Source organism: Arthrobacter sp. 35W, from assembly GCF_000482545.1.
In the GTDB taxonomy this organism is placed as follows: Bacteria; Actinomycetota; Actinomycetes; order Actinomycetales; family Micrococcaceae; genus Specibacter.
This window is the reverse complement of sequence record NZ_KI519454.1, coordinates 326,927-352,297: the sequence shown is the minus strand read 5'-3', so window position 1 is coordinate 352,297 and position 25,371 is coordinate 326,927. Positions and strand designations below refer to the sequence as shown.

The 25,371-nt window shown below is 70.4% G+C and carries 19 protein-coding genes; 12 read left to right on the top strand and 7 right to left on the bottom strand.

The window, feature by feature from the left end:
- Positions 1-8: 8 nt before the first annotated feature.
- Positions 9-1,226 (top strand): helix-turn-helix domain-containing protein, encoded by a 1,218-nt coding sequence (locus K254_RS21175; protein WP_081709814.1) that lies wholly within the window; start codon positions 9-11, stop codon positions 1,224-1,226.
- A 38-nt stretch (positions 1,227-1,264) separates the two neighbouring features.
- Here K254_RS21175 and K254_RS24660 read toward each other — a convergent pair whose 3' ends face one another.
- Positions 1,265-3,409, bottom strand: a complete 2,145-nt coding sequence (locus K254_RS24660; RefSeq protein WP_026553897.1) for a serine/threonine protein kinase — start codon at positions 3,407-3,409, stop codon at positions 1,265-1,267.
- A gap of 232 nt (positions 3,410-3,641) precedes the next feature.
- Here K254_RS24660 and exaC point away from each other — a divergent pair, with 232 nt between their 5' ends.
- The 4 genes from exaC to K254_RS0101470 all read left to right on the top strand — a co-directional run bounded on the left by exaC (position 3,642) and on the right by K254_RS0101470 (position 8,388).
- Positions 3,642-5,165, top strand: coding sequence for an acetaldehyde dehydrogenase ExaC (exaC, locus tag K254_RS0101485; RefSeq protein WP_026553896.1), 1,524 nt, complete (start codon positions 3,642-3,644; stop codon positions 5,163-5,165).
- 3 nt (positions 5,166-5,168) lie between these two features.
- Positions 5,169-5,597 (top strand): DUF779 domain-containing protein, encoded by a 429-nt coding sequence (locus K254_RS0101480; protein WP_026553895.1) that lies wholly within the window; start codon positions 5,169-5,171, stop codon positions 5,595-5,597.
- 144 nt (positions 5,598-5,741) lie between these two features.
- Complete coding sequence (locus K254_RS0101475; protein ID WP_026553894.1) at positions 5,742-6,362, top strand: Maf family protein; 621 nt, start codon at positions 5,742-5,744, stop codon at positions 6,360-6,362.
- Between the two features lie 253 nt (positions 6,363-6,615).
- The gene (locus K254_RS0101470; protein WP_026553893.1) at positions 6,616-8,388 is read left to right on the top strand and encodes an acetyl/propionyl/methylcrotonyl-CoA carboxylase subunit alpha; all 1,773 of its coding nucleotides are present in this window, start codon (positions 6,616-6,618) and stop codon (positions 8,386-8,388) included.
- 69 nt (positions 8,389-8,457) lie between these two features.
- Here K254_RS0101470 and K254_RS0101465 read toward each other — a convergent pair whose 3' ends face one another.
- Complete coding sequence (locus K254_RS0101465; protein WP_026553892.1) at positions 8,458-9,867, bottom strand: MFS transporter; 1,410 nt, start codon at positions 9,865-9,867, stop codon at positions 8,458-8,460.
- A 281-nt stretch (positions 9,868-10,148) separates the two neighbouring features.
- Between K254_RS0101465 and K254_RS0101460 the strand changes: the two genes are divergently transcribed.
- The 7 genes from K254_RS0101460 to K254_RS0101430 all read left to right on the top strand — a co-directional run bounded on the left by K254_RS0101460 (position 10,149) and on the right by K254_RS0101430 (position 19,585).
- Positions 10,149-11,528: an MFS transporter gene (locus K254_RS0101460; protein ID WP_026553891.1), complete on the top strand. Its 1,380-nt coding sequence runs from the start codon at positions 10,149-10,151 to the stop codon at positions 11,526-11,528.
- Between the two features lies 1 nt (position 11,529).
- Positions 11,530-13,680, top strand: a complete 2,151-nt coding sequence (locus K254_RS0101455; protein WP_026553890.1) for a molybdopterin oxidoreductase family protein — start codon at positions 11,530-11,532, stop codon at positions 13,678-13,680.
- Complete coding sequence (locus tag K254_RS0101450; protein ID WP_026553889.1) at positions 13,680-15,281, top strand: FAD-dependent oxidoreductase; 1,602 nt, start codon at positions 13,680-13,682, stop codon at positions 15,279-15,281. The genes K254_RS0101455 and K254_RS0101450 overlap by 1 nt, the downstream gene beginning before the upstream one ends.
- Before the next feature lie 132 nt (positions 15,282-15,413).
- Complete coding sequence (locus K254_RS0101445; RefSeq protein WP_051388655.1) at positions 15,414-16,151, top strand: nucleotidyltransferase domain-containing protein; 738 nt, start codon at positions 15,414-15,416, stop codon at positions 16,149-16,151.
- Positions 16,152-16,375: 224 nt separating this feature from the next.
- Positions 16,376-17,017: a response regulator transcription factor gene (locus K254_RS0101440; protein WP_026553887.1), complete on the top strand. Its 642-nt coding sequence runs from the start codon at positions 16,376-16,378 to the stop codon at positions 17,015-17,017.
- On the top strand, positions 17,017-18,237 hold the full coding sequence (locus tag K254_RS0101435; RefSeq protein ID WP_051388653.1) for a sensor histidine kinase: 1,221 nt from the start codon (positions 17,017-17,019) through the stop codon (positions 18,235-18,237). The genes K254_RS0101440 and K254_RS0101435 overlap by 1 nt, the downstream gene beginning before the upstream one ends.
- A 211-nt stretch (positions 18,238-18,448) precedes the next feature.
- Positions 18,449-19,585, top strand: coding sequence for a hypothetical protein (locus tag K254_RS0101430; protein WP_026553885.1), 1,137 nt, complete (start codon positions 18,449-18,451; stop codon positions 19,583-19,585).
- Here K254_RS0101430 and bioD read toward each other — a convergent pair.
- The 5 genes from bioD to bioB form a co-directional block, all read right to left on the bottom strand.
- Positions 19,582-20,391 (bottom strand): dethiobiotin synthase, encoded by an 810-nt coding sequence (gene bioD / locus K254_RS21165; protein WP_081709812.1) that lies wholly within the window; start codon positions 20,389-20,391, stop codon positions 19,582-19,584. The genes K254_RS0101430 and bioD overlap by 4 nt on opposite strands.
- Entirely contained in the window at positions 20,384-21,454 is a 1,071-nt protein-coding gene (locus K254_RS0101420; RefSeq protein ID WP_026553884.1) for a cytochrome P450, read from the bottom strand. Before K254_RS0101420 ends, bioD begins: the two co-directional genes overlap by 8 nt.
- Entirely contained in the window at positions 21,451-22,650 is a 1,200-nt protein-coding gene (locus K254_RS0101415; protein ID WP_026553883.1) for an aminotransferase class I/II-fold pyridoxal phosphate-dependent enzyme, read from the bottom strand. Before K254_RS0101415 ends, K254_RS0101420 begins: the two co-directional genes overlap by 4 nt.
- Entirely contained in the window at positions 22,650-23,969 is a 1,320-nt protein-coding gene (locus K254_RS0101410; RefSeq protein ID WP_026553882.1) for an adenosylmethionine--8-amino-7-oxononanoate transaminase, read from the bottom strand. The genes K254_RS0101415 and K254_RS0101410 overlap by 1 nt, the downstream gene beginning before the upstream one ends.
- Positions 23,970-24,051: 82 nt before the next feature.
- Positions 24,052-25,368, bottom strand: a complete 1,317-nt coding sequence (bioB, locus tag K254_RS21160) for a biotin synthase BioB (RefSeq protein WP_442853037.1) — start codon at positions 25,366-25,368, stop codon at positions 24,052-24,054.
- Positions 25,369-25,371 lie beyond the last annotated feature (3 nt).

Genomic DNA, 25,371 nt, shown 5'->3' with positions numbered 1-25,371 from the left:
TGTGGCCCATGCCACGCAGCCTTGTGCTTCAGTCATGGGAACGGTCCTTGGAACACCTTGCCTCCCCCGATGCTGCCTTGCCTCCGGTGGTGTGGGACAGCGATGAACTCGCCGGCATCCGCCGCGCCCACCCGCTGGCCGCCGTACTGCCGGTGATCTCCCGGCTGTTGGTGCGCCCCAGCGAAGGCACCGGCCTGCTGGTGGCCGTGGGCGATGAGCATGGGCGCCTGCTTTGGGTGGAGGGCGATTCATCCGCCCTGCGGCAGGCGGACAGGATCAACTTCGCCTCGGGCGCCGACTGGTCCGAGCGTGCCATGGGCACCAGTGCACCGGGCACCGCCCTGGCGCTGGGCCGCAGCGTGCAGATTTCCGGCGACGAGCACTTCAGCCCCTCCGTGCACCCCTGGAGCTGCACGGCGGTTCCGCTGCGGGACCCGGACTCGGGCAGCATCCTGGGCATCGTGGACATCACCGGCGGCGCCGAGGCCGTGGGCACCAACACGCTCTCCCTGGTGGAGGCCACAGTGGCGGCCGCCGAGGCCCAGCTGCGGATCGAGCGGCTGGAACGGCGGGCCGAGGCACCCCGGCGCCGCCTGCGCCCGACGGCTCCAGCCACTGCGGCTGCCGCGGCGAAGCCGCTGTACCGGGACAGCCTGCAGATCCTGGGCCGGGACCACGGCGTTCTGCATGCCAGCGGCCAGGAGGTCCCGCTCAGCGAGCGCCATGCCGAGATCCTGGCCGTGCTGGCCCTGCACCCGAACGGCCTCAGCGCCGAGGAGCTGGCCGCCATGGTCTACCCGGAGGGAGCCTCGGCCACCACCGTCAGGGCGGAGCTGGTCCGCCTGCGCCGCATCCTGCACCGGGCCGGCAGCACGCTCGTGCCCGAATCCCGGCCCTACCGGCTGCCGGCGCCGCTGGTGGTCGACGCCGCGCAGGTGCTCAGCTATCTGGACCGCGGCGCACACCGGCTGGCCCTGAACATCTACCGGGGGCAGGTCCTCCCCCGCTCGGAATCACCCGCCCTGACCGAGCTGCGGCACCGCACCAGCGCCCTGCTGCGCGAGGCCATTCTGGCCGACGCGAGCCCCGACGTGCTGCTGGCCTATCTGCAGCTGCCCGAGGCGCACGACGACGGCGAGGCCTGGGCCACGGCCCTGCGCCTGCTGCCGCCGCGCTCGCCCCGGCGGGCCGCCGTCGTCGCCCACCTGGAAGCCCTGGCGCAATAGCCCCGGCCCGGTCGCCCCTGGCGCCTGGGACCGGCGCATCAGGCGAAGCTGCAGGCCACAAAGTTGTCGGACGGTGGATCCTTCGTGAAGGAAACGACCAGCTGGCTCGTGGTTTCTCCCACCGTGATGGCAATGACCCCGGATACGTTCCTGTCGAACCGTCCCGGCCCGTAGTGGGTGTAATCGACAGTGACTCCACCGGAGCGGTAGCCCACCTGCGCTGATCCGCTGCCTCCTGCGGGCGGCTTGCCGCGGGATGAAATCTGGACGGTTTCACCCTTGGACATGTCGCCAAGGCTCGTGATGGAGAGCTTGAAGACGAGGATGTCCTTCGATGGATCCTGGCCATTTTGGATCCACTGGCAGTTCGAGGCCAGTTGCACATCCCAACCGGCTGGTTGGGGTGCGGGTGCTTGTCCGGCCCGGCCGATGGTCAGTGTCACAAGACCGCCAGCGTCCAGTTGGCTGTTCTCGGGTGGCTGCACATCGATGACTTTTCCATCCCGGCCATCGCCGGTCTGCAGCGCCACTTCCCTCACGTCAACGGCGAATCCCTTCGATTTGAGCAGGGCCTCGGCGTCGCGCTGCCGTGCATTGACCAGACCTGCCGGAACCGTCGGCTGGGCTCCGGGGGGCGTGGCATTGGTGCCCTGGCTCGTTCCGCCCTGGCTTGGGTTGGTGGCGACCCCACTGGCCCCTGTTGTCCCTTGGCTGGGCGCGGTGGTGCTTTGGCCTGTGGCACTTTGGCTGGGAGACGCGGTGCCAGGGGTGGCGCTGCCCTCGCTTGGACTGGTGGTGCCCTGGCCCGGGGATTGGGTGTCCAGACTCGGTGGCGGTCCGCCCGACGTCGTTGTTTGCACGGCTGCCGGGTTTAGGAATGCTGTGAGCTGGAAGGCGAAGACCGTGCCACCGGCGATGATGAGCAGCGCGAGAAGTGCCAAGGCGCCCACCGCCACCGGCGAGCGTTTCGGCTTGCCGGCCTCGACGGCGCCGTCCGCCGCCTTCACCGCGGGAGCATCCGCCTTTTCCTTCGCAGCGGGAGTTTCCGCCGTTTCGGTGCCTGCGTCCACGGCCGCAGGTTCTGCTGCCGCGGCCCCCGCGGCGCCCACGGCCCCCACGGCCCCCGCGGCGCCCACAGTGCCAACGAGGTCCGAAGTGCCGTCAACGGTGCTGGGGAGCGTGGGGACGGCATCCGCCCCGGCAGCGCTGGCCGGGACGATCGTCGTTGCGACCTGGACCACGGGGACGGTGCTGAGCGTTTCCGTTGCCGTCCCTTCGGCGGCGGCCGTCCGATCCTCCGCCCCATCCAGTGGCACCGGCAGGTCGCTGCCGCCGCCCACCACTGTTGCGTTGAGGTGCCCCAGGAACCGCTCCGAGGGGCGCTCTGGAACCAGCGGCGCCAATTCGGCCAGGGCCTCCGCGGCGGAGCCGGGGCGCAGGGACGGCTCGGGGTCCAGCAGGTGGCGCAGAACCGCTTGAAGCCGCTCCGGCACCAACGCCCAGTCGGTGCCCCCGGGCCCAACCCCGGCAGCCGCATCTGACCCGGCGGAACCGGCCAGGCGGCCCGTGGCGAGGTTGTACAGCGTGGCCCCGAGGGAATAGAGGTCGGAGGCCGCCGTCGCCGGCTCCCCCCGCACCACCTCCGGCGCACCGAAGGCAGGGGCCGCGGGCGCGTCCGGCGCCACCACTTCCGTGCCGTCAAACCGCGGGGCGGCCTCGTACAGCTTCGCCATGCCGAAGTCGCCCAGCTTGATGGCCCCGAGTCCCACAAGGATGTTGGACGGCTTGACGTCGCCGTGGACCACGCCGTACGAATGGGCGAACTCCAGCGCGTCCAGCATCTTCGCGCCGACCCAGGCAGCGTCGTCGGCGCCCAGTGCGCCCGCGGTGGCGAGGACATTGTCCAAGCCCCCGCCCGGGAAATACTCCATGACCACATAGGAGGTCCCGGTGGGCTGGCGGCCCACCCCTGCAACGTTGACGATGTTCGGATGCGTCGACAGCAGCTCATAGGAGCTGCGCTCCCGCCGGAAGCGCGATGCCTCAAGTTCACCGACGTGGTCCAGCACCTTGAAGGCCAGGACTTCCCCGGTGGCGAGATCGGTGGCGCAGTACACGGACGCGAAGTCCCCGCGGTGGAGGAGCCTCATCCGGCTGAAGCCAATGAGCTCAAATTCCGACATCGATTGCTCCTGTGCCTATCGACCATCACAGGGCGGCCCACATCCAGGTCGAAGGGCCCCTGTGGTTAAGCCCATGGTACGCCCGGCACAGTGGCGCATCCATGCTTCCAGGACCGCACCGGAGGCCCGGCCACGGGTGGAACGGGCCATGCAACGTTGATGCAACGTTGCCGTGCGTAGGCTTCCCGGCAAGGACGACGACGTCCCCCTGAATGCGCGAGGAGCACCAACAATGACTGTTTACGCACAGCCCGGCACCCCTGGTTCCAAGGTCACCTTCAAGGACCGCTACGAGAACTACATTGGCGGGGAATGGGTGGCCCCGGCCAAGGGCCAGTACTTCGAGAACATCTCCCCCGTGACGGGCAAGCCCTTCTGCGAGGTGGCCCGCGGCACGGCCGAAGACATTGAACTGGCGCTGGATGCCGCCCACAAGATCGCCCCCTCCTGGGGCAAGACCTCCGTGGCCGAGCGCGCCGCCGTGCTGAACCAGATCGCGGACCGCATCGACGCCAATCTGGAAATGCTGGCCGTGGCCGAGTCCTGGGACAACGGCAAGCCGATCCGCGAAACCCTCAATGCCGACATCCCGCTGGCGGCTGACCACTTCCGCTACTTTGCCTCGGCCGTCCGCGCCCAGGAGGGCCGCCTTTCCCAGCTCGACGACGACACCACCGCCTACCACTACCACGAGCCCCTCGGTGTGGTCGGGCAGATCATCCCCTGGAACTTCCCCATCCTGATGGCCGTGTGGAAGCTGGCGCCTGCGCTGGCCGCCGGCAACGCCGTCGTGCTCAAACCCGCCGAGCAGACGCCGTCGTCCATTCTGGTGCTGATGGAACTCATCGGCGACCTGCTCCCGGCCGGCGTGCTCAACGTGGTCAACGGCTTTGGCGTGGAGGCCGGCAAGCCGCTCGCCTCCTCCCCGCGGATCCGCAAGATCGCCTTCACCGGCGAGACCACCACCGGCCGGCTGATCAGCCAGTACGCCTCGCAGAACCTCATCCCCGTCACGCTGGAGCTGGGCGGCAAGAGCCCCAACATCTTCTTCTCCGATGTGGCCGACGCCGACGACGCCTTCTACGACAAGGCCCAGGAGGGCTTCACGCTCTTCGCCTTCAACCAGGGCGAGGTCTGCACCTGCCCCTCCCGCGCCCTGGTGCAGGACTCCATCTACGATTCCTTCATGGCCGACGCCATCGCCCGCACCGAGAAGATCATCCAGGGCAACCCGCTGGACACCGAGACCCAGCTGGGTGCCCAGGCCTCCAACGACCAGTTGGAGAAGATCCTCTCCTACATCGACATTGGCAAGGCAGAGGGCGCCAAGCTGCTCACCGGCGGCGCCCGCGCCCAGCTGCCGGGCGACCTGGCAGAGGGCTACTACGTCCAGCCCACCATCTTCGAGGGCACCAACAACATGCGCATCTTCCAGGAGGAGATCTTCGGGCCCGTGGTGTCGGTGACCCGCTTCAACGACTACGCCCAGGCGATGCACATCGCCAACGACACCCTCTACGGCCTCGGCGCCGGTGTGTGGAGCCGCAACGGCAACGTGGCCTACCGGGCCGGGCGCGAGATCCAGGCCGGGCGCGTGTGGGTGAACAACTACCACGCCTACCCCGCGGGAGCTGCGTTCGGCGGCTACAAGTCCTCCGGCATCGGCCGCGAGAACCACTCCATGATGCTGGACCACTACCAGCAGACCAAGAACCTGCTGGTCAGCTACAACGAAAACAAGCTGGGCTTCTTCTAAGCCATGGCCAATGTCGTTGATGCGTCGGTGGTGCTGCCCGGGGAGCTCGCTTCCCGGGTGGCGCTCACCGGCGCGGCCGTGGAGCTGCTGGCGCTGCTGTGGGAACGCCACGGCCCGCTGATGTTCCACCAATCGGGCGGCTGCTGCGACGGCTCCTCGCCCATGTGCTTCCCGGCGGGCGAGTTCATCACCGGCAGCTCGGATGTGCTGTTGGGGGTTTTCGAGCTGCCGGTTCCCGACGAGGGCGGCGGCTTTGGCGGAGGGCGGCCGATCGAGTTCTGGATGTCCACCGAGCAGTTCAGGTACTGGAGCCACACCCATCTGACGGTGGATGTGGTGCCAGGGCGCGGCAGCGGCTTCTCCGTGGAGGCCCCCGAGGGCGTCCGCTTCCTGATCCGCTCCCGCCTGGTGGACGGCTTCGACGCACGCTGACCCCGTGGCCGGGCCCGCCGGTCCCTGGCGACGCAGCTCCCCTCTCGGGACGCAGTAGTGGACGCGTCCCCAACGGGAAACTGCGTCGTGGAGTGGCAACAGCTCCATGCGCGGTCCCGGCGGGGCCCCCGGTAGGCTCGATCCATGACTGAACCCCTGCTGATCCTGGCCTCCGCCTCCCCCGCCCGCACCAAGCTGCTCACCGATGCCGGTGTGGCCCACCAGGTGCTGGTCTCCGACGTGGACGAGGACGCCGTCGCCGCCCGCTACGGCGTCCTGGACCCGCACGACACCGCCCTGCTGCTGGCCCGCGCCAAGGCCGAGGCCGTCGCCTCGCTGGATTCCGCCGACGGCGCCGTGGTGCTGGGCTGCGATTCCGTCTTCGAGTTCGACGGCGAGGCCTACGGCAAGCCGTGGGAGCCCGCCGTGGCGCGGGAGCGTTGGACCCGGATGCGCGGAAACTCGGGCATCCTGCACACCGGGCACTGGCTGGTGGACAACCGCGACGGCGGCAGCGGTGCCACCATCGGCGCCGTCGCCTCAGCCGAGGTCTACTTCGAGAACATCTCCGACGCCGAGCTGGACGCCTACATCGCCACCGGCGAGCCCCTCGCCGTCGCGGGCGGCTTCACCATCGACGGACTGGGCGGCGCCTTCGTGCACCGCGTCGACGGCGACCCGCACGCCGTCGTCGGCCTCTCCCTGGCCACCCTGCGCTCCCTGCTGGACCACGCAGCCCTGTCCATCACCGACCTCTGGGCGTAGCGCCCACCGGGACACAACTGCATCCATGACGCCAAATCCCTTCCAGGACGCAACCACTGCTGCGTCATGGAAGGGATTTTGCGTCGCAGCCCGGGGAGACGCTTTTGTAGGAACCCTCCAAAAGGAACGCCTCCTACACGCCGATTCAGCATGATGCATGGGCGAAAACCTCACAACCACGCTAGGCTCACAGGGAGAATAGAAGGAGTCTTGCGTGAGCAATGCACAATCGGCCGGTGCGCAGCCCGGATCCATGACCAAGGTACTGATCGCCAACCGCGGCGAGATTGCGGTGCGCATCATCCGCGCCGCCCGCGACGAGGGGCTGGCCTCCGTGGCCGTCTACGCCGAGCCGGACCGCGATGCCCTGCATGTCCGCCTGGCCGATGAGGCCTTTGCCCTGGGCGGGAACACCGCCGCAGAGTCGTACCTGCTGATCGAAAAGATCCTCGACGCCGCTGCCGCTTCCGGCGCCGACGCCGTCCACCCGGGCTATGGCTTCCTCGCCGAAAACGCCGAGTTTGCCCAGCGTGTCATCGACGCCGGCCTGATCTGGATCGGCCCGCCGCCGTCCGCGATCGCCTCCCTCGGTGACAAGGTGGCCGCGCGCCACATTGCCGAAAAGGTTGGCGCTCCGCAGGTTCCCGGCACCAAGGACCCCGTGGCCTCCGCCCAGGAAGTCCTGGACTTCGCCGACGAGTTCGGCCTGCCCCTGGCCATCAAGGCCGCCTACGGTGGCGGTGGACGCGGCATCAAGGTGGTCCGCGACCGCGACGAAATCCCCGAGGCCTACGAGTCCGCCGTCCGCGAGGCCATTGCAGCCTTCGGCCGCGGCGAGTGCTTTGTGGAGCGCTTCCTGGATGCTCCCCGCCACGTGGAGACCCAGTGCCTGGCCGATGCCTTTGGCGACGTCGTCGTCATCTCCACGCGCGACTGCTCGCTGCAGCGCCGCAACCAGAAGCTGGTGGAGGAGGCCCCCGCGCCGTTCCTGACGGACGCGCAGAACGCCCGCCTGTACGAATCCTCCAAGGCCATCCTGAAGGAGGCCGGCTACCGCGGTGCCGGCACCTGCGAGTTCCTGGTGGGCACGGACGGCACCATCTCCTTCCTTGAGGTGAACACCCGCCTGCAGGTGGAGCACACCATCTCCGAGGAAGTCTCCGGCATCGACCTCGTCCGGGAGCAGTTCCGCCTGGCCCGCGGCGAGGCCCTAGGCTACACGGACCCCGAGATCCGCGGCCACTCCTTCGAGTTCCGCATCAACGGTGAAGACCCGGGCCGCGGCTTCATGCCGGCTCCCGGCGTCGTGGAATCCCTCAAGCTGCCCACCGGCCCCGGCGTCCGCGTCGATTCCGGCATCGAGGCCGGCGAGGTGATCGGCGGCAACTTCGATTCCATGCTGGCCAAGCTGATCGTCACCGGTGCCACGCGCGAGCAGGCCCTGCAGCGTTCGGGCCGCGCCCTGGCGGAGATGGAAATCGGCGGCATGCCCACCGTGCTCCCCTTCCACCGCGCCGTCGTCGCCGATCCCGCCTTCGCCCCGGCGGACGGCAAGCCGTTCACCGTGCACACGCGCTGGATCGAGACCGAGTTCAACAACAACCTGCCGGCTTTCGTGCCGACGGGTGCCACTGCCGCAGCGGAGGACGCCGGAGAGCGCCAGCGCATCACCGTTGAGGTGGGCGGCAAGCGCCTCGAGGTGGTCCTGCCGGCAGCGCTGGCCGTGGCCAATGGCCGCGCCGCCGGCACCGGCAAGGTGAAGGCCAAGAAGGCCAGCCGCGGCCGCAGCGCCGGCCCGGCGGCAGCCAACGGCAACGCCCTCTCCTCCCCCATGCAGGGCACCATCGTCAAGGTGGCCGTGGCCGACGGCGACGTCGTGGCCGAGGGCGATCTGGTGGTGGTGCTGGAGGCCATGAAGATGGAACAGCCGCTCACCGCGCACCGCGCCGGCACCATCACCGGCCTGAGCGCCGTTGCCGGTGACACCGTCTCCGCCGGCGCCATCCTCGCCACCATCGAGGACTAGGCTCCACAGACAAAGTGCCCCGCCGGTTCATTGAACCGGCGGGGCACTTTTGCGTCCAGACGCGGAAGGCTACTTCACGTTGGCCGTGAGGTTTTCGTCCTTGGTTTCCTTCATGATGAACAGCGCGATCAGCGTCAGCACGGCCATGGAGCTCAGGTAGACGCCCACCAGAACCGGGCTGCCACCTGCCGACTGCCAGAGCGCGACGGCGATGAACGGCGCCACCGCGGCACCCAGGATCGAGGACATGTTGTAGCTGACGGCGGAGCCCGTGTAGCGGACGTTGGTCGGGAACAGCTCCGGGAGCAGCGCGCCCATCGGGCCAAAGGTCAGGCCCATCAGCGTGAAGCCCACGATCAGCAGGGCCAGGACGCCCACGGTGCCGCCGGCGAAGAACGGCACAAAGGTGAAGCCGAACAGGAAGATCGCTGCGGTGACCCAGAGCAGGGTCTTGCGGCGGCCGTACTTCTCCGCCAGCGGGCCGGCCACCAGGGTGAAGATGCCGAAGAAGACGACGCCGACAATCAGCATGATCAGGAAGTCGTTGCGGCCGTAGCCCAGGCCCGGCACGAAGGCGTCGATGGCGGACTGGGACATGGGCTTGCCCGCCTTCTCCGCGGCGGCCCTGGCCTTCTCCAGCGTGTCAGGGGCGGTGCCAAAGGTCAGGGTGAAGGTGGTCATCAGGTAGAAGAGCACATAGGTGGCCAGCATGATGAACGTGCCCAGGATCAGCGGGCGCCAGCTCGTCTTGAAGACGCGGCCGATCGGCAGCTTGGACACCTCGCCGTCGTCGATGACCTTCTGGAAGGCGGGGGTCTCCACCAGCTTCAGGCGGACGTACAGGCCCACGATGACCATGATGGCGCTGGCCAGGAAGGGCAGGCGCCAGCCCCAGGAGGAGAACTGCTCGGTGGTCAACGTCAGGTTCAGGTAGAGGAACAGGCCATTGGCGATGATGAAGCCGATGGGGGCGCCCATCTGCGGGAAGGTGCCGTAGATGGCACGCTTGTTTTTCGGCGCATTTTCGGTGGCCAGCAGGGCCGCGCCGCTCCACTCGCCGCCCAGGGCCAGGCCCTGAGCAAAGCGCAGCAGCACCAGCATGGCCGGCGCCCAGAACGTCCACCCGGGAACCTGCGCCGTGGGCAGGCAGCCGATCAGGAAGGTCGCGATGCCCATGGTCAGCAGCGAGGCCACCAGCGTGCCCTTGCGGCCCACCTTGTCGCCAAAGTGGCCAAAGAGGATGGAACCCACCGGGCGGGCGATGAACGCCACACCGAAGATCGCGAAGGAGCTCAGCAGCTGCGTGGCACTGTCCGCGTTGGGGAAGAAAAGTTTGGGGAAGACCAGGACGGCCGCGGTGGCGTACACGTAGAAGTCGTAGAACTCAATGGTGGTGCCAATCAGGCTGGCCACAATCACGCGTCCACGGCTGTTGGCCTGGGGTACGGCCTCCCCCGGCGCGGTTTCAGTGCTGCTCATGGTTCCGGCTTTCATAAAAGGGCCGGCGCACCGAAGGGCGCCCGGCGGTGCGGGATGATCCCTCAACCCTATGCCCGACCGTCCGGTCAGTGAATAAGTGGTCTCACTATGTGGGACCACTCTGGCCCTCTGTGGACATCCCGGCTATACGCGCCGCCCTCACCACGGGCCTTCAACGCCGGATAGGCAAATGTCACACCGCGTTTACATCCCGCGCCGCTGCGCGAAACGGACGCTTCCTACCGTTGAAGGACAAGCACGACCCACCCATGGAGGACCCCATGATTGATCAGAACACCCAGACACAGAGCACCACCGCTCCGCCGCTGACCCTCGGCAAGGGCCGCTGGTTGTCCGGCTGGGACGCGGAGAACACCGCCCAGTGGGCCGCCGGCGGGCGCGGCATCGCCCGGCGAAATCTGAACTGGTCCATCGCCTGCGAGTTCCTGGGCTTCGTCATCTGGCAGCTGTGGAGCGTGGTGGTGGTCTTCCTGCCCGCCGCCGGATTTGGCTACAGCTCCTCCGAACTGTTTTGGCTGATCTCCATGCCAAGCCTGGTGGGCGCCACGCTGCGCATCCCCTACACCTTCATGGTGGCCCGCTTCGGCGGACGGAACTGGACCATCATCTCCGTACTGCTCCTGCTGCTGCCGGCCACCGGACTGGCCATCTGCACGGCCAACCCCGATACCCCCTTCAGCACGATGCTGGTGGTGGCCGCCCTGGCCGGCCTGGGCGGCGGCAACTTCGCCAGCTCGATGGCCAACATCACCTTCTTTTTCCCGGCCCGCGAAAAGGGCTGGGCGCTGGGCCTGAACGCCGCCGGCGGAAACCTCGGTGCCGCCGTCGCCCAGCTGGCCGTCCCGCTGGTGGTCACGGGCCTGGCCGCCGGCTCGCTGAACCTGCCGTTCGCCGGACTGATGTGGATCCCGCTCATCCTGGCCGCCGCCGTCGGCGCCTGGCTCTACATGGACAACATCACCACGGCGAAGTCGGACGTGGCCGGCTCGCTGGCGGCCCTGCGCGAACCGCATATGTGGATCCTGGCCCTGCTCTACATCGGCACCTTCGGCTCGTTCATCGGCTTCGCCGGCGTCTTCCCCAAGCTCCTGCTGGACACCTTCGGCAAGGGCACCGGCTTCACCCTCGGCTATGCAACGCTCTCGCTGGCCTTCCTTGGCGCGCTGGTGGGCTCGCTGGCCCGGCCCTACGGTGGACGGCTGGCGGACCGCTGGGGCGGCGCCCGGGTCACCATGGTCTGCTTCGCCCTCCTGGCGACGGTCACCCTGGTGCAGGTCTGGACGCTGCCGCTGCACAACTTCTGGCTCTTCCTGGGCCTGTTCCTGCTGCTCTTTGCAGCCGCCGGCGCCGGCAACGGCTCCACCTACCGGATGATTCCGCTGGTGTTCGCCCTGCGGGCCGGGTCGGACGACGACGGCATGGGTGCCACCCGCAAGGGTGCCGCCGCGCTGGGCCTGATCTCCGCGATCGGTGCCTACGGAGGATTCCTGGTCCCCCAGCTGCTCAATGCCTCCAAGACCGCCACGGGCGGCTACGCCGGAGCCTTCTACGGCTTCGTGGCCTGCTACGTGGCCCTGATGGGACTGACCTGGTTCGTCTACCTGCGCCGCTCCTCCGCAGCCCGGCTGCAGGAGCTCTAACATGTCCACCGCCACCCACTGCCCCTACTGCGCCCTGCAGTGCGCCATGACGCTGGACGCCCCCGCCCCCGGAACTTTTCCGGCGGCGGGGGCGGGCGGTGCCGCCGGTGCCGGCACGACGGCGCCGGGCGTTCCGGTGGTCAGTGGGCGCGAGTTCCCCACCAACCGCGGCGGACTCTGCCGCAAGGGCTGGACCTCGGCGTCGCTGCTGCGGCACCCGGAGCGGATCACCGAACCGCTGCTGCGCGGGGCCGACGGCGTGCACCGCCCCATCTCCTGGGACGAGGCGCTGGAGCTGGTGGTCCGCAATGTCCGCAGCACCCGCGCCGCCTACGGTTCCGACGCCGTCGGCGTCTTTGGCGGCGGTGGGCTGACCAATGAGAAGGCCTACCAGCTGGGCAAGTTCGCCCGGCTGGCCCTGGGCACCTCGCGGATCGACTACAACGGCCGGTTCTGCATGTCCTCCGCCGCGGCCGCCGGCAACCGCGCCTTTGGTGTGGACCGCGGGCTGCCGTTCCCGGTGGAGGATCTGGACACCGCGGCCACGATCCTGCTGCTGGGCTCCAATGTCGCCGAGACCATGCCGCCGTTCGTCCAGCACCTGGCCGGGGCACGGGCAGCCGGCGGGCTGCTGGTGGTGGATCCGCGGCGCAGCGCCACGGCCGATTTCACTGCCAACGGGGCCGGCCTGCACCTGGCACCGGCACCGGGCACGGATCTGGCCCTGCTGCTGGGGCTGGCCCACCTGGTCATCGCCGAGGGTCTGGCGGACACCGAGTACATCGCCGAGCGGACCACCGGCTACGCGGCGCTGGCCCGCAGCGTGGCACCGTGGTGGCCCGAGCGCACCGCCTCCGTGACGGGTGTACCCGCGCCGATGCTGCGCGACGCCGCCGCCCGGCTGGCCGCCGGCGCCCGCGGTGCCGGCACCTACATCCTCACCGGCCGCGGCGTGGAACAGCATGTAGATGGCACGGACACGGCGACGGCGGCCATCAACCTGGCCCTGCTGCTGGGGCTGCCGGGCTCGGCCAACGGCGGCTACGGCACCTTGACCGGCCAGGGCAACGGCCAGGGCGGCCGCGAGCACGGCCAAAAGGCTGACCAGCTGCCGGGCTACCGCAAGATCACCGACCCGGCCGCCCGCGCGCACATGGCCGCCGTGTGGGGCGTGCCGGAGTCCAGCATCCCCGGCCCCGGCCTGCCCGCCGTCGAACTTCTGGCCTCCATGGGCGCCCCCGGCGGCGTCAGGATGATGATGGTGCACGGAGCCAATGTCGCCGTGTCCGCGCCCGACGCCGGCGCCGTCGTCAAGGGCCTGCGGAGCCTGGACTTCCTGGTGGTCTGCGATTTCTTCCTCTCCGAGACGGCTGCCGAGGCGGATCTGGTGCTGCCGGTGGCGCAGTGGGCCGAGGAGGAGGGCACGCTGACCAACCTTGAGGGCCGCGTGATCCGCCGCCGGGCCGCCATCACTCCCCCGCCCGGCGTGCGCACCGAACTGTGGATCATGGCCGAGCTGGCCCGGCTGCTGGAGGCGCCGTCGATGTTCAGCGCCGAGCCGGAAACCGTGTTCGAAGAACTGCGCCTCGCCTCCGCCGGCGGGCTGGCCGACTACTCCGGCATCGACTACCCGCTGCTGGATTCCGGTGCGGCCGCCTACTGGCCCTACCCGGTGGGCAGCACCGGCACGCCGCGGCTGTTCCTGGAGCGCTTCCCGCGGCCGGACGGCCGCGCCGCCTTCACCGCCGTCGCCCCCGGGGCACCGGCCGAGGAGCGCTTCGCCGGCGCCACGCTGGCCCTGGCCACGGGACGGCTGCTGGAGCACTACCAATCCGGCGCACAGACCCGGCGTGTGCCCGAGCTCGCCGCGGCCCAGCCCGAGGCCCGGCTGGTGATCCACCCGGCCACCGCCGCCGCCCGCGGCATCACGGACGGCGCCGCCGTGGATGTCGCCAACGCCCGCGGCAACGTCCGGGTCCGGGCCCAGCTGAGCACCGGCATCCGCCCGGACACGGTGTTCCTGCCGTTCCACTACCCCGGCCTGCAGAGCGCCAATCTGCTCACGCAGTCCGCCACCGACCCCATCTCCGGCATGCCGGAATTCAAGACAAGCACCGTGCTGGTGCGGGCCGCCGATCCCCAGGAGGGGTAATGAACGAGAATGCGCCGCGCGTCGTAGTGGTGGGCTTCGGCCCCGTAGCCGCCAGGCTGGTTGAGGAACTGCTGCCCGGAGTGGCCGCCGGAACCCTGGCTGTCACGGTGCTGGGCGCCGAACCCGAACCGGCGTACAACCGTGTGCTCGTGGCGGATCTCGGCGTCGGCCGGACCACCCTCGATGCCATCACGTTGGCCGACCCCACCCAGCTGCGCAGCGCCGGCGTGGACGTGCGCCTCGGTGTGCGCGTCCGCCGGGTGGACCGGGCCAGCCGGCGCGTGCTGCTGGCCGACGGCGGCACGGTGGCCTACTCCTGGCTGGTCTTCGCCACCGGCTCCGCCGCCGTGGTGCCCAACCTGACCGGGCTGAACCCGGACCCGCTGGCCGACCCCGGCCTGGGCAGTGCAGGCTCGGGCGGCGCCGTGCTGCCGGCGGGAGTGGCCGCGCTGCGGGACGTGCGCGACGCCGCCGTGCTGCGCTCCGCCGTCGACGCCGGGGCCCGCGTGGTGGTGCTGGGCGGCGGCATCCTGGGGCTTGAGACGGCACTGGCCGCGGCCGAGGAGGGTGCCCGCGTGACGGTGGTCCACCACGGCAGCCACCTGATGGGACGCAGCCTGGACAAGGCCGGCGGTTCGCTGCTCGCCACCACCCTGCGCCGGCGCGGCATCACCGTGGCCGGCAACGCCCGCTCCACCGGCGTCGAACTGGCAGGCCCCGGCCGCTCCTTCTCCGCCCTGCTGCTCGACGGCGGCAGCGCCATCGACGGCGACCTGCTGATCCTCTCCTGCGGCGTACGGCCGCGGACCACCCTGGCCGCCGGCTCCGGTCTGGCCACCGGCCGCGGCATCCTGGTGGACCACGAGCTGCGGGCACACCACGATCCCACCGTTTTCGCCGTCGGCGACTGTGCCGAGGTCCGCTGCCTCGACGCCTCCTGCCTGCCCTGCCGGGGCACCACCGGCCCCTCCGGGCTGATCGGGCCCGGCTGGCGGCAGGCGGAATTTGCCGCCCGCGCGCTGCTGGCCGAAGCCTCCAACGCTGCGTCCCCTGCCGGGCTGCCACAGGAGAAGGAATCCGTGATCCTGCTCAAGGCCCGCGGCGTAGACCTGGCCGCCGCGGGCACCGTCACGGCGGACCCGTGGGACGAGGAACTGCCCGAGACAGATGTGGCACCCGTGCGGGAGCCGCTGATGGTCTCGCAGTGGTCCGATCCGGGGCACGGCCGCTACGTGAAGATGAGCACCCGGGCCGGAGTGCTGGAGGGCTTTGTCTGCGTGGGCATGCCGCGTACGGCCGCGGAGCTGGTGCTGCTCTTTGAGCGCGGCTCCGAGCTCCCCGCGGACAGGTCCTCGCTGCTTCGCCTGGATGGACCGGAGCAGCTCGTGGACACCGGAGCATCCTCGGGCCCCACGGGACCAGAGGACACCGTGTGCCGCTGCGCCGGAGTCACCTGCGGCACCATCACCGACGCCGTGGAATCCGGCTGCGGGACCCTGCCCGAAGTTTCCGCCGCCACCCGCGCCGGCACCGGCTGCGGTGGCTGCCATGACACCATCCGCACCCTCATCGAACGCCACTTCGCCCCCGCCGCCGCGTAAAGGGCGCTCCCCGGGCGCACTCCTGCATCCATGACGCAGTTCCCTGCCCAGGACATGTCTACAACAGCATCCTGGGCGGGGAACTGCGTCCCCAGCGAGGGATGCGCCCGACGGCGGTGGCAGACTGGGCGCATGAGCCTGCCCGTCGATGCCGCCCCCAACGATCTGGTGCGGGCGGACGTCATCGTGATTGCCCGTGCCTACGTCCAGGAGCACCACCCCGATGCCCGCGCCGCCATCCTTGGGGGCAGTGCCGCCGCAGGGAACGCGACAACGACGTCGGACCTGGACATCGCAGTGCTCTACCCGGACGGACATTCCAACTACGCCGAGACCATCCGGTTCCGGGGCTGGCTCATCGAGGCGTTCGTGCACACCCCGGCCAGTCTGGAGTTCTGGTACCAGAAGGAGGCGGCGGACCGGCGCCCCGTGATCGCCGATCTGTGCGCCAGGGGCGTGCTCCTCACGGACGACGACGGCGGCGCGGCGTGGCAGGCGGAGGCCCAGGCGCAGATGTCCCGAGGCCCGGAGCCCCTGACCGACGGCGAACGCGGCCTTCGCCGCTACGGTTTGAGCGCCCTCGTCGACGATCTGGACGGCAGCACGAACCCCGCCGAGACCTTTATGCTGGCCGCAGATGTTTTCCGGGAGGCGGCCGATCTGCTGCTTCTCGAGAACGGCAGCTGGCTTGGCGGCGGCAAATGGATCCCCCGCCGCCTCGCGCTGAGTGGGGACCACCTCGCCGTTGCCTTGAATGCGTGGGCAGCCGATCCCCAGCGACCCGTGGAATCCCTCTCCATGCTGGCCCGTGCGGTTTTGCACAGGTCCGGCGGCTATGTCCAGGAAGGCTTCCTCCGCGGCGAGCGCTGACGCGCCCCTGCTCCCGCGACGCAGTCCTGCTCCCAGGACGCAGTTCCCCGCCCGGGACATGACTACTACTGCGTCCTCAGCGGGAAACCGCGTCGCCAGCGGCCGGGGGACGCTCCAATCGCGCGGAGTCCTGTCTTTATCCCACCGCTGGCGCTAGTGTCTGGTTCAACGGCGCCGACCTGCCAGCCGCCGTCGACCCGGAGGCCACGAGGCCAGGAGGCGCCATGTCGGATGCACCGGTAACGGTGGTTGTGGTGGACGATCATCCGTTCTTCCGCGACGGGGTCAAGCGTGGACTCGCCCAGAGCCCCCAGATCCAGGTGGTGGGCGAGGCCGGCAACGGCGTGGAGGCCCTGGCCCTGCTGCGCACCGAGCGGCCCGCCGTCGCCGTGGTGGACTACCAGATGCCCCAGCTCGACGGCGTCGGCCTGGTCCGTGCCCTGGCCCATGAGCAGCTGCCCACCCGGGTGCTCCTGCTGTCGGCCTTCACGGACAGCACTGTGGTCTACAAGGCCATGGAGGAGGGCGCCGCGGGCTACCTGTCCAAGGACGCCCCGAGGACGGAGATTGTCGACGCCGTGCTGAAGATTGCCCGCGGCCAGACGGTGCTGCCGCCCGAGCTCGCCGGGGCCCTGGTGGCCCAGATCAGGCTGCGCGCCGCCCCCGAGGTGCCGGTGCTGAGCGAGCGCGAACTCCAGGTTCTGCAAGGCTTCGCCCGAGGCCTGTCCATCCCGCAGGTGGGAGCCGAGCTGTTCCTCGGGGCCAGCACCGTCAAGACCTACACGGCGCGGCTGTACGAGAAGCTCGGCGTCGCCGACCGTGCCCAGGCCGTGGCGGAGGCCATGCGGCGCGGCCTGCTGGACTGATGGCCGATGGACTGATGGCCGGCCCCGCCGTATCCGCCGCGTTCCTCAAGCATGCCCGCAGCGGCGTGCACATCCAGCTCGCGCTGCGGGCGGTGCTGGTGGCCTTCGTGGTGCTCACCCTCGTTCTGGTGCCGCCGGCCAATGACACCGCTGCCTGCTTCGCGGCCGCCGGGGGCTACGCCGTCTTCGCTGCCGCCGTCGCCGCCTGGGTCTGGCGGGGAGGTCCGACGGCGGTCCGGCTCGCGTGGCTGGCGCTGTTCGCCGACGTCGCCCTGCTGGGCTCGCTGTCCCTGGCGACCGGCCTGTCGTCGGAGCAGAGCTGGACGGCGGACGTGCTGGCCAACGGCCTGTTCCTGATCCCGGTGCTTGCCGCCAGCCAGCTGCGGCCCGGCGTGTGCGCGGCAGTTGTGGCCCCCACGGTGCTGGTCTATTTGGGCACGAACATCGCCACCCGGAGCGCCAACGCCGAGCCCTGGGAGTCGGTGGCCCTGCGCACGCTGGTGATCGCCGGCCTGGGTGCGGGCTGCATCGCCCTCTCGCACGTCCAGCGCTCCCGCGTGCGGACCATCGCCGGGCTGGTGGAAAGCCGCACGGAGCTGCTGGCGGACCTGCTCGGCATCGAGGACAGGGAACGGCAGGCCCTGGCCGAGGCCCTGCACGACGGCGCCCTCCAGTACATCCTTGCCGCCCGGCAGGATCTCCCCGATGCCCGCGGTCCGGACGCCTCCGAGCCGCTGGCTCGGATCGACCATGCCCTCACGGAGTCCTCGCAGCTGCTGCGCTCCACCGTGACCGAGCTGCATCCGGCCGTGCTGGCCCAGGCCGGGCTGGCCGGCGCCGTGGCTGCGCTGGCCCACGGCGCGCAGGCCCGCGGCGGGTTCATCGCCGTCGTCGACACGGCCGGCTGGCCCCAGGATCTGCGGACCGGCGTCGATGCGCTGCTGTACGCCGCAGCCCGGGAGCTGGTGGGCAACGTCGCCAAGCATGCCGGAGCCAGCCGTGTCACGGTGGTGCTCGCCCTCCGCGATGGGCAGGCGCGGCTGGAGGTGGCCGACGACGGCGGCGGGCTGGATCCGGCGTCGCTCCCGGCCCGGCTGGGCGAGGGGCACATCGGGCTGGCATCCCAGCGCGCACGGATCCAGGCCGCGGGCGGACGCTTCGACGTCGTGCCGGTGGAGCCGCACGGCACGGCTGTCAGCATCGCGGTTCCGGTCCCCTGACCCGGCGGTGTTCCTGGCCGGCCGTGTTCTGGGCCCGCCACGGTGCCCCGGAAACGCGTCCTGTCCCCCGATCGGAGGACACGACGCGTCCACCCATCGGCGCCCCGGCGTCACCCGGCTGATCCACCAATCGGCTGGCAACACGGGTGCCCGGATTCGGCGAATCTTGATTCATACCCGCAGAACAGCGGCCACGATCAAGGAGAAACCAATGACGACAGCAGCCAAGAACCCGAAGAACGAGAACACCGCAACCCCGCAGGGCAAGGGCCGCCCGACGCCCAAGCGTCCGCGGAAGCGCGGCCGCCGGGTGCTGCTCGCCGCCATGGCCCCGCTGCTCCTCGGAGCCCTCGTCCTGACACCGGCGGCCGCCAATGCCGCCACACCGGTGACCCCGGCCCTCGACGACAAGGAGTCATCGATGATGGCGGCGTCGACGTCGGGCACCATGGCCGCCTCATACACCCGCGGATTCAATGTCCACAACCTGACGAGCGAGCCCATCACGGTCTCGAAGCTGGAACTGAACGCGGGCTTCCCCGGCGGCCGCCCGGATGTGGGGCACGTCCTGCAGCCGGGCAGCAGCGACCGCTGGGAGATGGAGTGGCTGTTCGCCTCCAATTGGAACTCCGCCACCGTTTCCTACAATCTGGGCAACGGCGCCGAGGCCAGGCTCGGGATGAGGATCGACCCGCTCATCGGGGTGCCGAGCTTCCCCTTCTCCAGCGCCGGCGGCAGCTTCGTCCTGCAATTCAGCGGCACCGATGTCTACATCCTGAACGCGCCTGGGACTGTGCAGAACATCCCCGCATCGCTGGCGCAGGCCCAGGCACAGGTGCTGAAGGACCTGTGCATGAAGTCCAGTGCGGCAACCTGCAAGTTCACCGCCACCAAGCAGGAAAAGATCCAGGGTCCCGAACACCAGGTAGGCCACACCTACAACAACCCCACCAATATGACCTCCCGCAAGACCGTCTCGGGCCAGGACACCGTCGGGGTGAGCGACAGTTTGGGCGTTGGCGTCAAGGCCGGCACCACCCTGTTCGGCATCATCGATGCGGAGATCAGCGCCCAATACAACCACGAGTGGACCAAGCAGCACACGTTCAGCGAGTCTGTCGAGGCGGATGTTCCGCCCTTCGGATCGGTCTGGCTGACGGCGTCGGAGCCGATGGTCCGCGATACGGGGACCTTCACCATCACCATGGGCAACACCACCTGGAAGCTGCACGATGTCTATTTCGACAGCCCGGATGCCTCCGGCCATGGCGTGTGGACCTTGAACGGACCCAAGGGCACCACCGTCGTGTCACAGCAGCCGGGCTCGGCACCCATCGAAGTGCGCTAGAACTGCACTCCGGCTCCCATGACGCGGTTTCCCTTCCGGGACATGACTACAACGGCATCCTCGGAGGGAAACTGCGTCGCCAGCAGGGGACGCGTTCGCCGGGGCGGGTCCGGAGGGGCGCCGAACCATCCGGCGGACCGCTTCCGGAACACTTTGGGTGGCAGGGCGGCGGCGCCGGCGGGGATGGCGGCCAGCAGCGGGGTGTCCAGGGCGGCGAAATGCTCCCGGTTGGAAAGTTCGACGGCGTCCGGGGCCTCCGGCCACGAGCCGATCACGAGGCCAAGCACCGGCAGCCCGCGCCGTTCCAGCGCCTCCAGGGTCAGCGCCACGTGGTTGAGCGTACCCAGCGCACTCCGCGCCACCAGCACGACGGCGGCGTCCGGCGCCAGCGCACCGGCCAGCTCCGCCAGGGTGTTGCCGGCTCCGTCCAGCTCCACGAGCAGCCCGCCGGCACCCTCCACCAGCACGTGGTCGTGGGCCTCGGCCAGCCCGTGAACCCTCTGCACATGCTGCTCCAGCGACGGCAGCTCCGCACCGTCGACCACCGCGGCGGGCACGGGGGCCATGGGTTCGGTCAACCGGATGCCCTCGTGGACGCCGCCGGTCCCGGCCAGGCGGCGGACCTCGGCGGCGTCGCCCGGCGCATCCCCAGACACACCGGTCTGCACCGGTTTGTACACCGCCACGGACCTCCCGCCGGCCGTCAGCGCGGCAGCCAGCGCCGCCGTCGCGATCGTCTTGCCCACGTCCGTATCGGTCCCGGTGACCAGCAGGACACGCGGCGCACCAACCAGTGCCCTAGGCATGTGAAGCTCCCTCAACAAAAACTGTCAGCGGCGCCTGGAACGAGAGCAGCCGCAGCCACTCGGGATCCGGTCCGCTGGGCCGCACGCCCGGCAGCACCCGGGCCGTTTCGTGGAGCACCAGCGTGGTCTCCATTTCAGCCAGTTTGGCGCCGAGGCATCGGTGCAGCCCGTAGCCAAAGGCCAGCGAGTAGGCGGTGGGGCGGGAGTCCTCGCCGTGGCGGCCGCTGAGTTCCAGCAGGATTTCCGAGCCTGCCGGAAGCTCGACGCCGTCGAGCTCGGTGGCGTGGGCGGTGGCCCGCCGCCAGGTGTGGACGGAGGATTCCGTCGCCAGTACGGACCGGACAAAGGCCCCGGCGGCGTCCTCCGACTCCGCCACGGCCGCCCAGGTGGCGGAGTCCGCAACCGCCCGGTGCAGCGTGGTGGCGATCAGCTGCGAGGTGGTTTCCTGCCCGGCGATGACCAGAAAGTAGCCCAGCGAGCAGATCTCCGCCGTCGACAATCCGGCCGCATCCAGCACGCCGAAGAGCGAATCCCCACCGCGGCTCGCCAGCACCACGCCGCGCAGCCAGCCGTAGAATTCGGCGGCGCTGGCGGCCAGCACCAACTGCCGCTCCTCATCCGGCCAGCCCCAAAACAGCTCCAGCGAGTCCCGGCTCCAACGCTTGAAGAGGTCCAGATCCGGGCAGTCGACGCCGATGAGCTCGGCCATGATCAGCGGCGGGATGTGCTTGGCGACAGCATCGGCCAGATCCACTGGGCCGTCATCCAGCCCAGCCAGGGCGGCGAGCGCCCGTTCCCGGCTGATTTCGCGGACGCGGGGTCCGATCCTCGCGACGGTGGCGGGTGTGAAGAAGCCGGCCACCATGGAACGCACGTGCCGGTGCTGCTCCCCCGTGGCCGAGGCCAGGATCGGCGGCAGGGCAAAGCGTTCCCGGGCCAGGATCCGTCGGGCGCCAGGGCTGAGCGGCACGACGGCGGTCAGGGCGTTCGTGGGGAGGAAGTCGTCCACCCGGCGCAGCACCTCGCGCACTGTGGAGGGTTCGGAGACGACGTGGTAGCTCATGCCGCCTCCCCCGCGCCGGCGGCGCCGGGGCCGGCGGCCGCCTGCTCGTCGGCGTCCGGCTGTTCCGCGAGCGCAGTGGAAACGAGCCCGGCGGCGTGCCGCACCTGCTCGGTCGACAGATCGGCCCGGGCGGTGAGCCGGAGCCGGGACACGCCGTCGGGCACGCTGGGTGGGCGGAAGCAGCCCACCAGCAGGCCCTGGCTCTGCAGCCGGGCGGCGATGGCCAGAGCCCGCTCCGGCGCTCCAACGCGGATCGATTGAACGGCGCCGGCGGCCGCCTCGGTGCCACAGCCGGCGGCCAGCAGCGCGGCATTGCGCGACACTGCCGCAACGCGCTCCGGCTCCGCGGCGATGATCCGGCAGGCCTCGGACGCAGCGGCCGCGGCAGCCGGGGCAAGGCCGGTGTCGAAGATGAAGGTGCGGGCGGTGTTGACCAGATGCCGGCGCAGCAGCGCGGAGCCCAGCACGGCCCCGCCCTGCGCGCCGAGCGCCTTGGACAGCGTGGCCGTCACCACGACGTCGTCGCGCCCGGCCAGCCCGGCGGCGTGTACGCTGCCCGCCCCGCCTCCGGTGACGCCGATGCCGTGGGCCTCATCCACCACCAGCAGGGCGTCGAACTCCCGGCACAGGCGCGCGGCCTCGGCCAGCGGCGCCGCGTCGCCCAGCACCGAGTAGACGGATTCCAGTACAACGACGGCGCGCGGCTGGGTGCGACCGGCCAGCAGGGCGCGCAGCGCGGCCAGGTCGGAATGCGCGCAGGTGGCCACCTCGGCCCGCGAGAGCCGGGCGGCATCGATTAGGGAGGCGTGGATGTGCTCGTCCAGCACCATCAGCGTGCCCGGTCCCCCGAGCGCGCCCAGCAGACCCAGGTTGGCCGCATAGCCGCTGGAGAACGCCAGAGCGGATTCGGCCCCGGTGAGCGTGCAGAGCTCCTGCTCCAGTTCGTGGTGGACGGCGGAGGTGCCGGTGACCACGCGGGAGGCCCGGGCACCGGTGCCGTGGCGGTGGATCGCGGCAATGGCGGCCGCCGCCAGGCGGGGGTCGGTGGACAGGCCCAGGTAGTCGTTGGAGGCCAGATCCAGCAGCGGGGATTTGCCGTCGCGGACAGTGTCTACGCGGACGGTGTCTTCGCGGACAAGGCCGCGTTGGATCCGGACGCGTTCGCGGCCCTCGAGCCACTCGGTGGTGGCGCCCATCAGCCGTGCACCGCCGCAATCGCGGCCACCATGCCGGCACCCATGGCCGCGACATCGGCCTCGGTGCTGACGTACGGCGGCATCGCATAGACCAGATCGCGGAAGGGCCGCAGCCACACCCCGTGCTCCAGCCCCGCGCGCGTTACGGCTGGGACATCCACGGGGCCATGGAGCTGGACGGCGCCCGTGGCACCCAGCACGCTGACCTCCTTGACCGATGACAGCGACGACGCCGGGGCCAGCGCAGCGGCCAGCCCCCGTTCCACCCGGGCCACCTGGGCCTGCCAGCCGGAGGCCACCAGGAGTTCCAGCGAGGCATCGGCGACGGCGCAGGCCAGCGGGTTGGCCATGAAGGTTGGCCCGTGCAGCAGCGCCCGGAACTCGGAGGCCGAGATGGCGGATCCCACCTCGGCGCTGCAGAGCATGGCCGCCAGGCTCAGGTAGCCGCCCGTCAGCGCCTTGCCCACGCAGAGAATGTCAGGGGTGATGCCGGCCCAGTCGGTGGCAAAGAGCCTGCCGGTGCGGCCAAAACCTGTGGCGATCTCATCGGCAATGAGCAGCAGCCCATGCTCGCTGGCCACCCGGCGGAGGGCCCGCAGGCACGCCGGTGCGTAGATGTGCATCCCGCCGGCGCCCTGCAGCACCGGTTCCATGATGATGCCCGCCAGCGTTCCCTCGTGCCGGGCCACGACAGCCTCCAGCACGCCGATCCAGGCGGCCACCTCGGCGTCGTCGGACACCAACGCGCCGTCCACCAGCGTGGCGGCGGGCGGGCGGGGCAGGAACTCGTGCTCCGCCACCAGCCCGGGGAAGGCACTGTGCATCCCGTCCACGGGGTCGCACACGCCCATGGCCCCGATGGTGTCCCCGTGGTAGCCGCCGCGCAGGGCCAGGAAGCGCTGGCGGCGCGGGCGGCCCACTGCGGCCTGGTACTGCACGGCCAGCTTCAGCGCCACCTCCACGGCGACGGAGCCGGAGTCCGCGAAGAACACATGCGGGAGTTTTCCGCCCGTGAGGTCCACCAGCCGCTCGGCCAGCTTCACCGCCGGAGCATGGGTCAGCCCGCCAAACATCACGTGGCTGAACGTATCGATCTGGCGGCGCAGGGCCTCGTCCAGCACCGGGTTGCGGTAGCCGTGGACCATGCACCACCAGGAGGACATGGCGTCGACGACGTCGTAGCGGGCGCCGTCGGGCCCCTGAAGGTCCAGCCGCACGCCCGAGGCGCCGTGCACCGTGTAGGGCGCGGGCCCGTCCAAGGGCGCATAGGGGTGCCACAGCAGCCCGGCGTCCCGCGCGGCCAGGCTCGTGGGGCGCATTCCGGGAGCGGACTTGTTTGGCACGGCCGTGCTGCCGGGAATGGCTGCAGTGACGGGAGTGGCAGTGTCGGTAATGGCGGCGCTACGCATTGGGGGCCACGGTGGTGCCGGCTCCGCGGCGGCGGATGGACACGGCATCCGCCGGCACGCCGGTGCCTGGGGCTGGGACGGCGCCCGCGCCTGTTTCGGAGGACGCAGCACCCGGGTCGGAGGACGCAGCACCCGTTCCGCATCCGCCGCCGGAACAGCACGAACCCGCGCAGCCCTGCCCGGCCCGGTCGTGCCCGGCACCGTCCGGTCCTGCAGCGACGGTGCCGGTGGCGCCGGTGCAGGAACCACCCGCGGAACCCGCCGCACCCCCGTCGGCCACGGCACCCGGGCCGGAACCGCCGTCGGCGCCCAGCACCACCATCCCGGCGTCGGCGATCATCGCCAGATCCGCGGCGGCCTCCTGGCCCTCGCTGGTGAGGTAGTCGCCCAGGAACAGCGAGTTGGCGATCTGCAGGGCCAGCGGCTGCAGGGAGCGCAGGTGCATTTCGCGCCCGCCGGCCATGCGCAGCTCCGCCGCCGGGCAGGCGAGCCGGACCAGGGCCAGAATGCGGATGCACTGGGCGGGGGTGAGCAGCCAGGTGTCGGCAAGCGGCGTGCCGTCAAAGGGCATCAGGAAGTTGACCGGAATGGAATCGCTGCCCAGGCCGCGCAGGGCGAACACCGCCTCCACCAGCTGCTCTTCGCTCTCCCCCATGCCCACGATCAGCCCGGAGCACGGCGAGAGCCCGGCGGACTTGGCGTGCTCCACGGTGGCGATGCGGTCCGAGTACTCGTGGCTGGTGCAGATCTCGGCGTAGTTGGATTCGCTGGTGTTCAGATTGTGGTTGTAGGCGTCCACCCCAGCGTCGCGCAGCCGCCCGGCCTGGCCGTCCTTCAGGATCCCCAGGCAGGCGCACACCTCCACCTGCGGGTAGCTCTCCTTCAGCTCGCCCACAATGGAGGCGACGCGGTCCACGTCCCGGTCACTGGGGCCGCGGCCGCTGGCCACCAGGCACACCCGGGAGGCGCCGGCGGCGATGCCGGAACTGGCCTGCTCCACGGCCTCGGCGGGCTTGAGCCAGCTGTACTTCAGGATCTGCGCGGCCGAGCCCAGGCGCTGGGAGCAGTAGCCGCAGTCCTCCGGGCACAGGCCGGACTTCAGGTTGACCAGGTAGTTCACCTTGACGGTGTTGGCAAAGTGGGCGTGGCGCAGCCTCGACGCCGCGGCCACCAGGGCCATCAACTCGCCGTCGGTGGAGCGCAGTACGGCCAGGGCCTCGGCCTCGGTGAGGGTGCCGCCGTCGAGCTGGCGGCCGGCCAGGGCGTCGAAATCGAGGGCCTCTATTGCGGTGCCGGAATTATTGAACACTGT

What these genes read in the sequence shown, in the direction of transcription:
- K254_RS21175 (WP_081709814.1), top strand. Translation starts at nt 9, where the DNA reads ATGCCACGCAGCCTTGTGCTTCAGTCATGGGAACGGTCCTTGGAACAC.
- K254_RS24660 (WP_026553897.1), bottom strand. Translation starts at nt 3,409, where the DNA reads ATGTCGGAATTTGAGCTCATTGGCTTCAGCCGGATGAGGCTCCTCCAC.
- exaC (WP_026553896.1), top strand. Translation starts at nt 3,642, where the DNA reads ATGACTGTTTACGCACAGCCCGGCACCCCTGGTTCCAAGGTCACCTTC.
- K254_RS0101480 (WP_026553895.1), top strand. Translation starts at nt 5,169, where the DNA reads ATGGCCAATGTCGTTGATGCGTCGGTGGTGCTGCCCGGGGAGCTCGCT.
- K254_RS0101475 (WP_026553894.1), top strand. Translation starts at nt 5,742, where the DNA reads ATGACTGAACCCCTGCTGATCCTGGCCTCCGCCTCCCCCGCCCGCACC.
- K254_RS0101470 (WP_026553893.1), top strand. Translation starts at nt 6,616, where the DNA reads ATGACCAAGGTACTGATCGCCAACCGCGGCGAGATTGCGGTGCGCATC.
- K254_RS0101465 (WP_026553892.1), bottom strand. Translation starts at nt 9,867, where the DNA reads ATGAGCAGCACTGAAACCGCGCCGGGGGAGGCCGTACCCCAGGCCAAC.
- K254_RS0101460 (WP_026553891.1), top strand. Translation starts at nt 10,149, where the DNA reads ATGATTGATCAGAACACCCAGACACAGAGCACCACCGCTCCGCCGCTG.
- K254_RS0101455 (WP_026553890.1), top strand. Translation starts at nt 11,530, where the DNA reads ATGTCCACCGCCACCCACTGCCCCTACTGCGCCCTGCAGTGCGCCATG.
- K254_RS0101450 (WP_026553889.1), top strand. Translation starts at nt 13,680, where the DNA reads ATGAACGAGAATGCGCCGCGCGTCGTAGTGGTGGGCTTCGGCCCCGTA.
- K254_RS0101445 (WP_051388655.1), top strand. Translation starts at nt 15,414, where the DNA reads ATGAGCCTGCCCGTCGATGCCGCCCCCAACGATCTGGTGCGGGCGGAC.
- K254_RS0101440 (WP_026553887.1), top strand. Translation starts at nt 16,376, where the DNA reads ATGTCGGATGCACCGGTAACGGTGGTTGTGGTGGACGATCATCCGTTC.
- K254_RS0101435 (WP_051388653.1), top strand. Translation starts at nt 17,017, where the DNA reads ATGGCCGATGGACTGATGGCCGGCCCCGCCGTATCCGCCGCGTTCCTC.
- K254_RS0101430 (WP_026553885.1), top strand. Translation starts at nt 18,449, where the DNA reads ATGACGACAGCAGCCAAGAACCCGAAGAACGAGAACACCGCAACCCCG.
- bioD (WP_081709812.1), bottom strand. Translation starts at nt 20,391, where the DNA reads ATGCCTAGGGCACTGGTTGGTGCGCCGCGTGTCCTGCTGGTCACCGGG.
- K254_RS0101420 (WP_026553884.1), bottom strand. Translation starts at nt 21,454, where the DNA reads ATGAGCTACCACGTCGTCTCCGAACCCTCCACAGTGCGCGAGGTGCTG.
- K254_RS0101415 (WP_026553883.1), bottom strand. Translation starts at nt 22,650, where the DNA reads ATGGGCGCCACCACCGAGTGGCTCGAGGGCCGCGAACGCGTCCGGATC.
- K254_RS0101410 (WP_026553882.1), bottom strand. Translation starts at nt 23,969, where the DNA reads ATGCGCCCCACGAGCCTGGCCGCGCGGGACGCCGGGCTGCTGTGGCAC.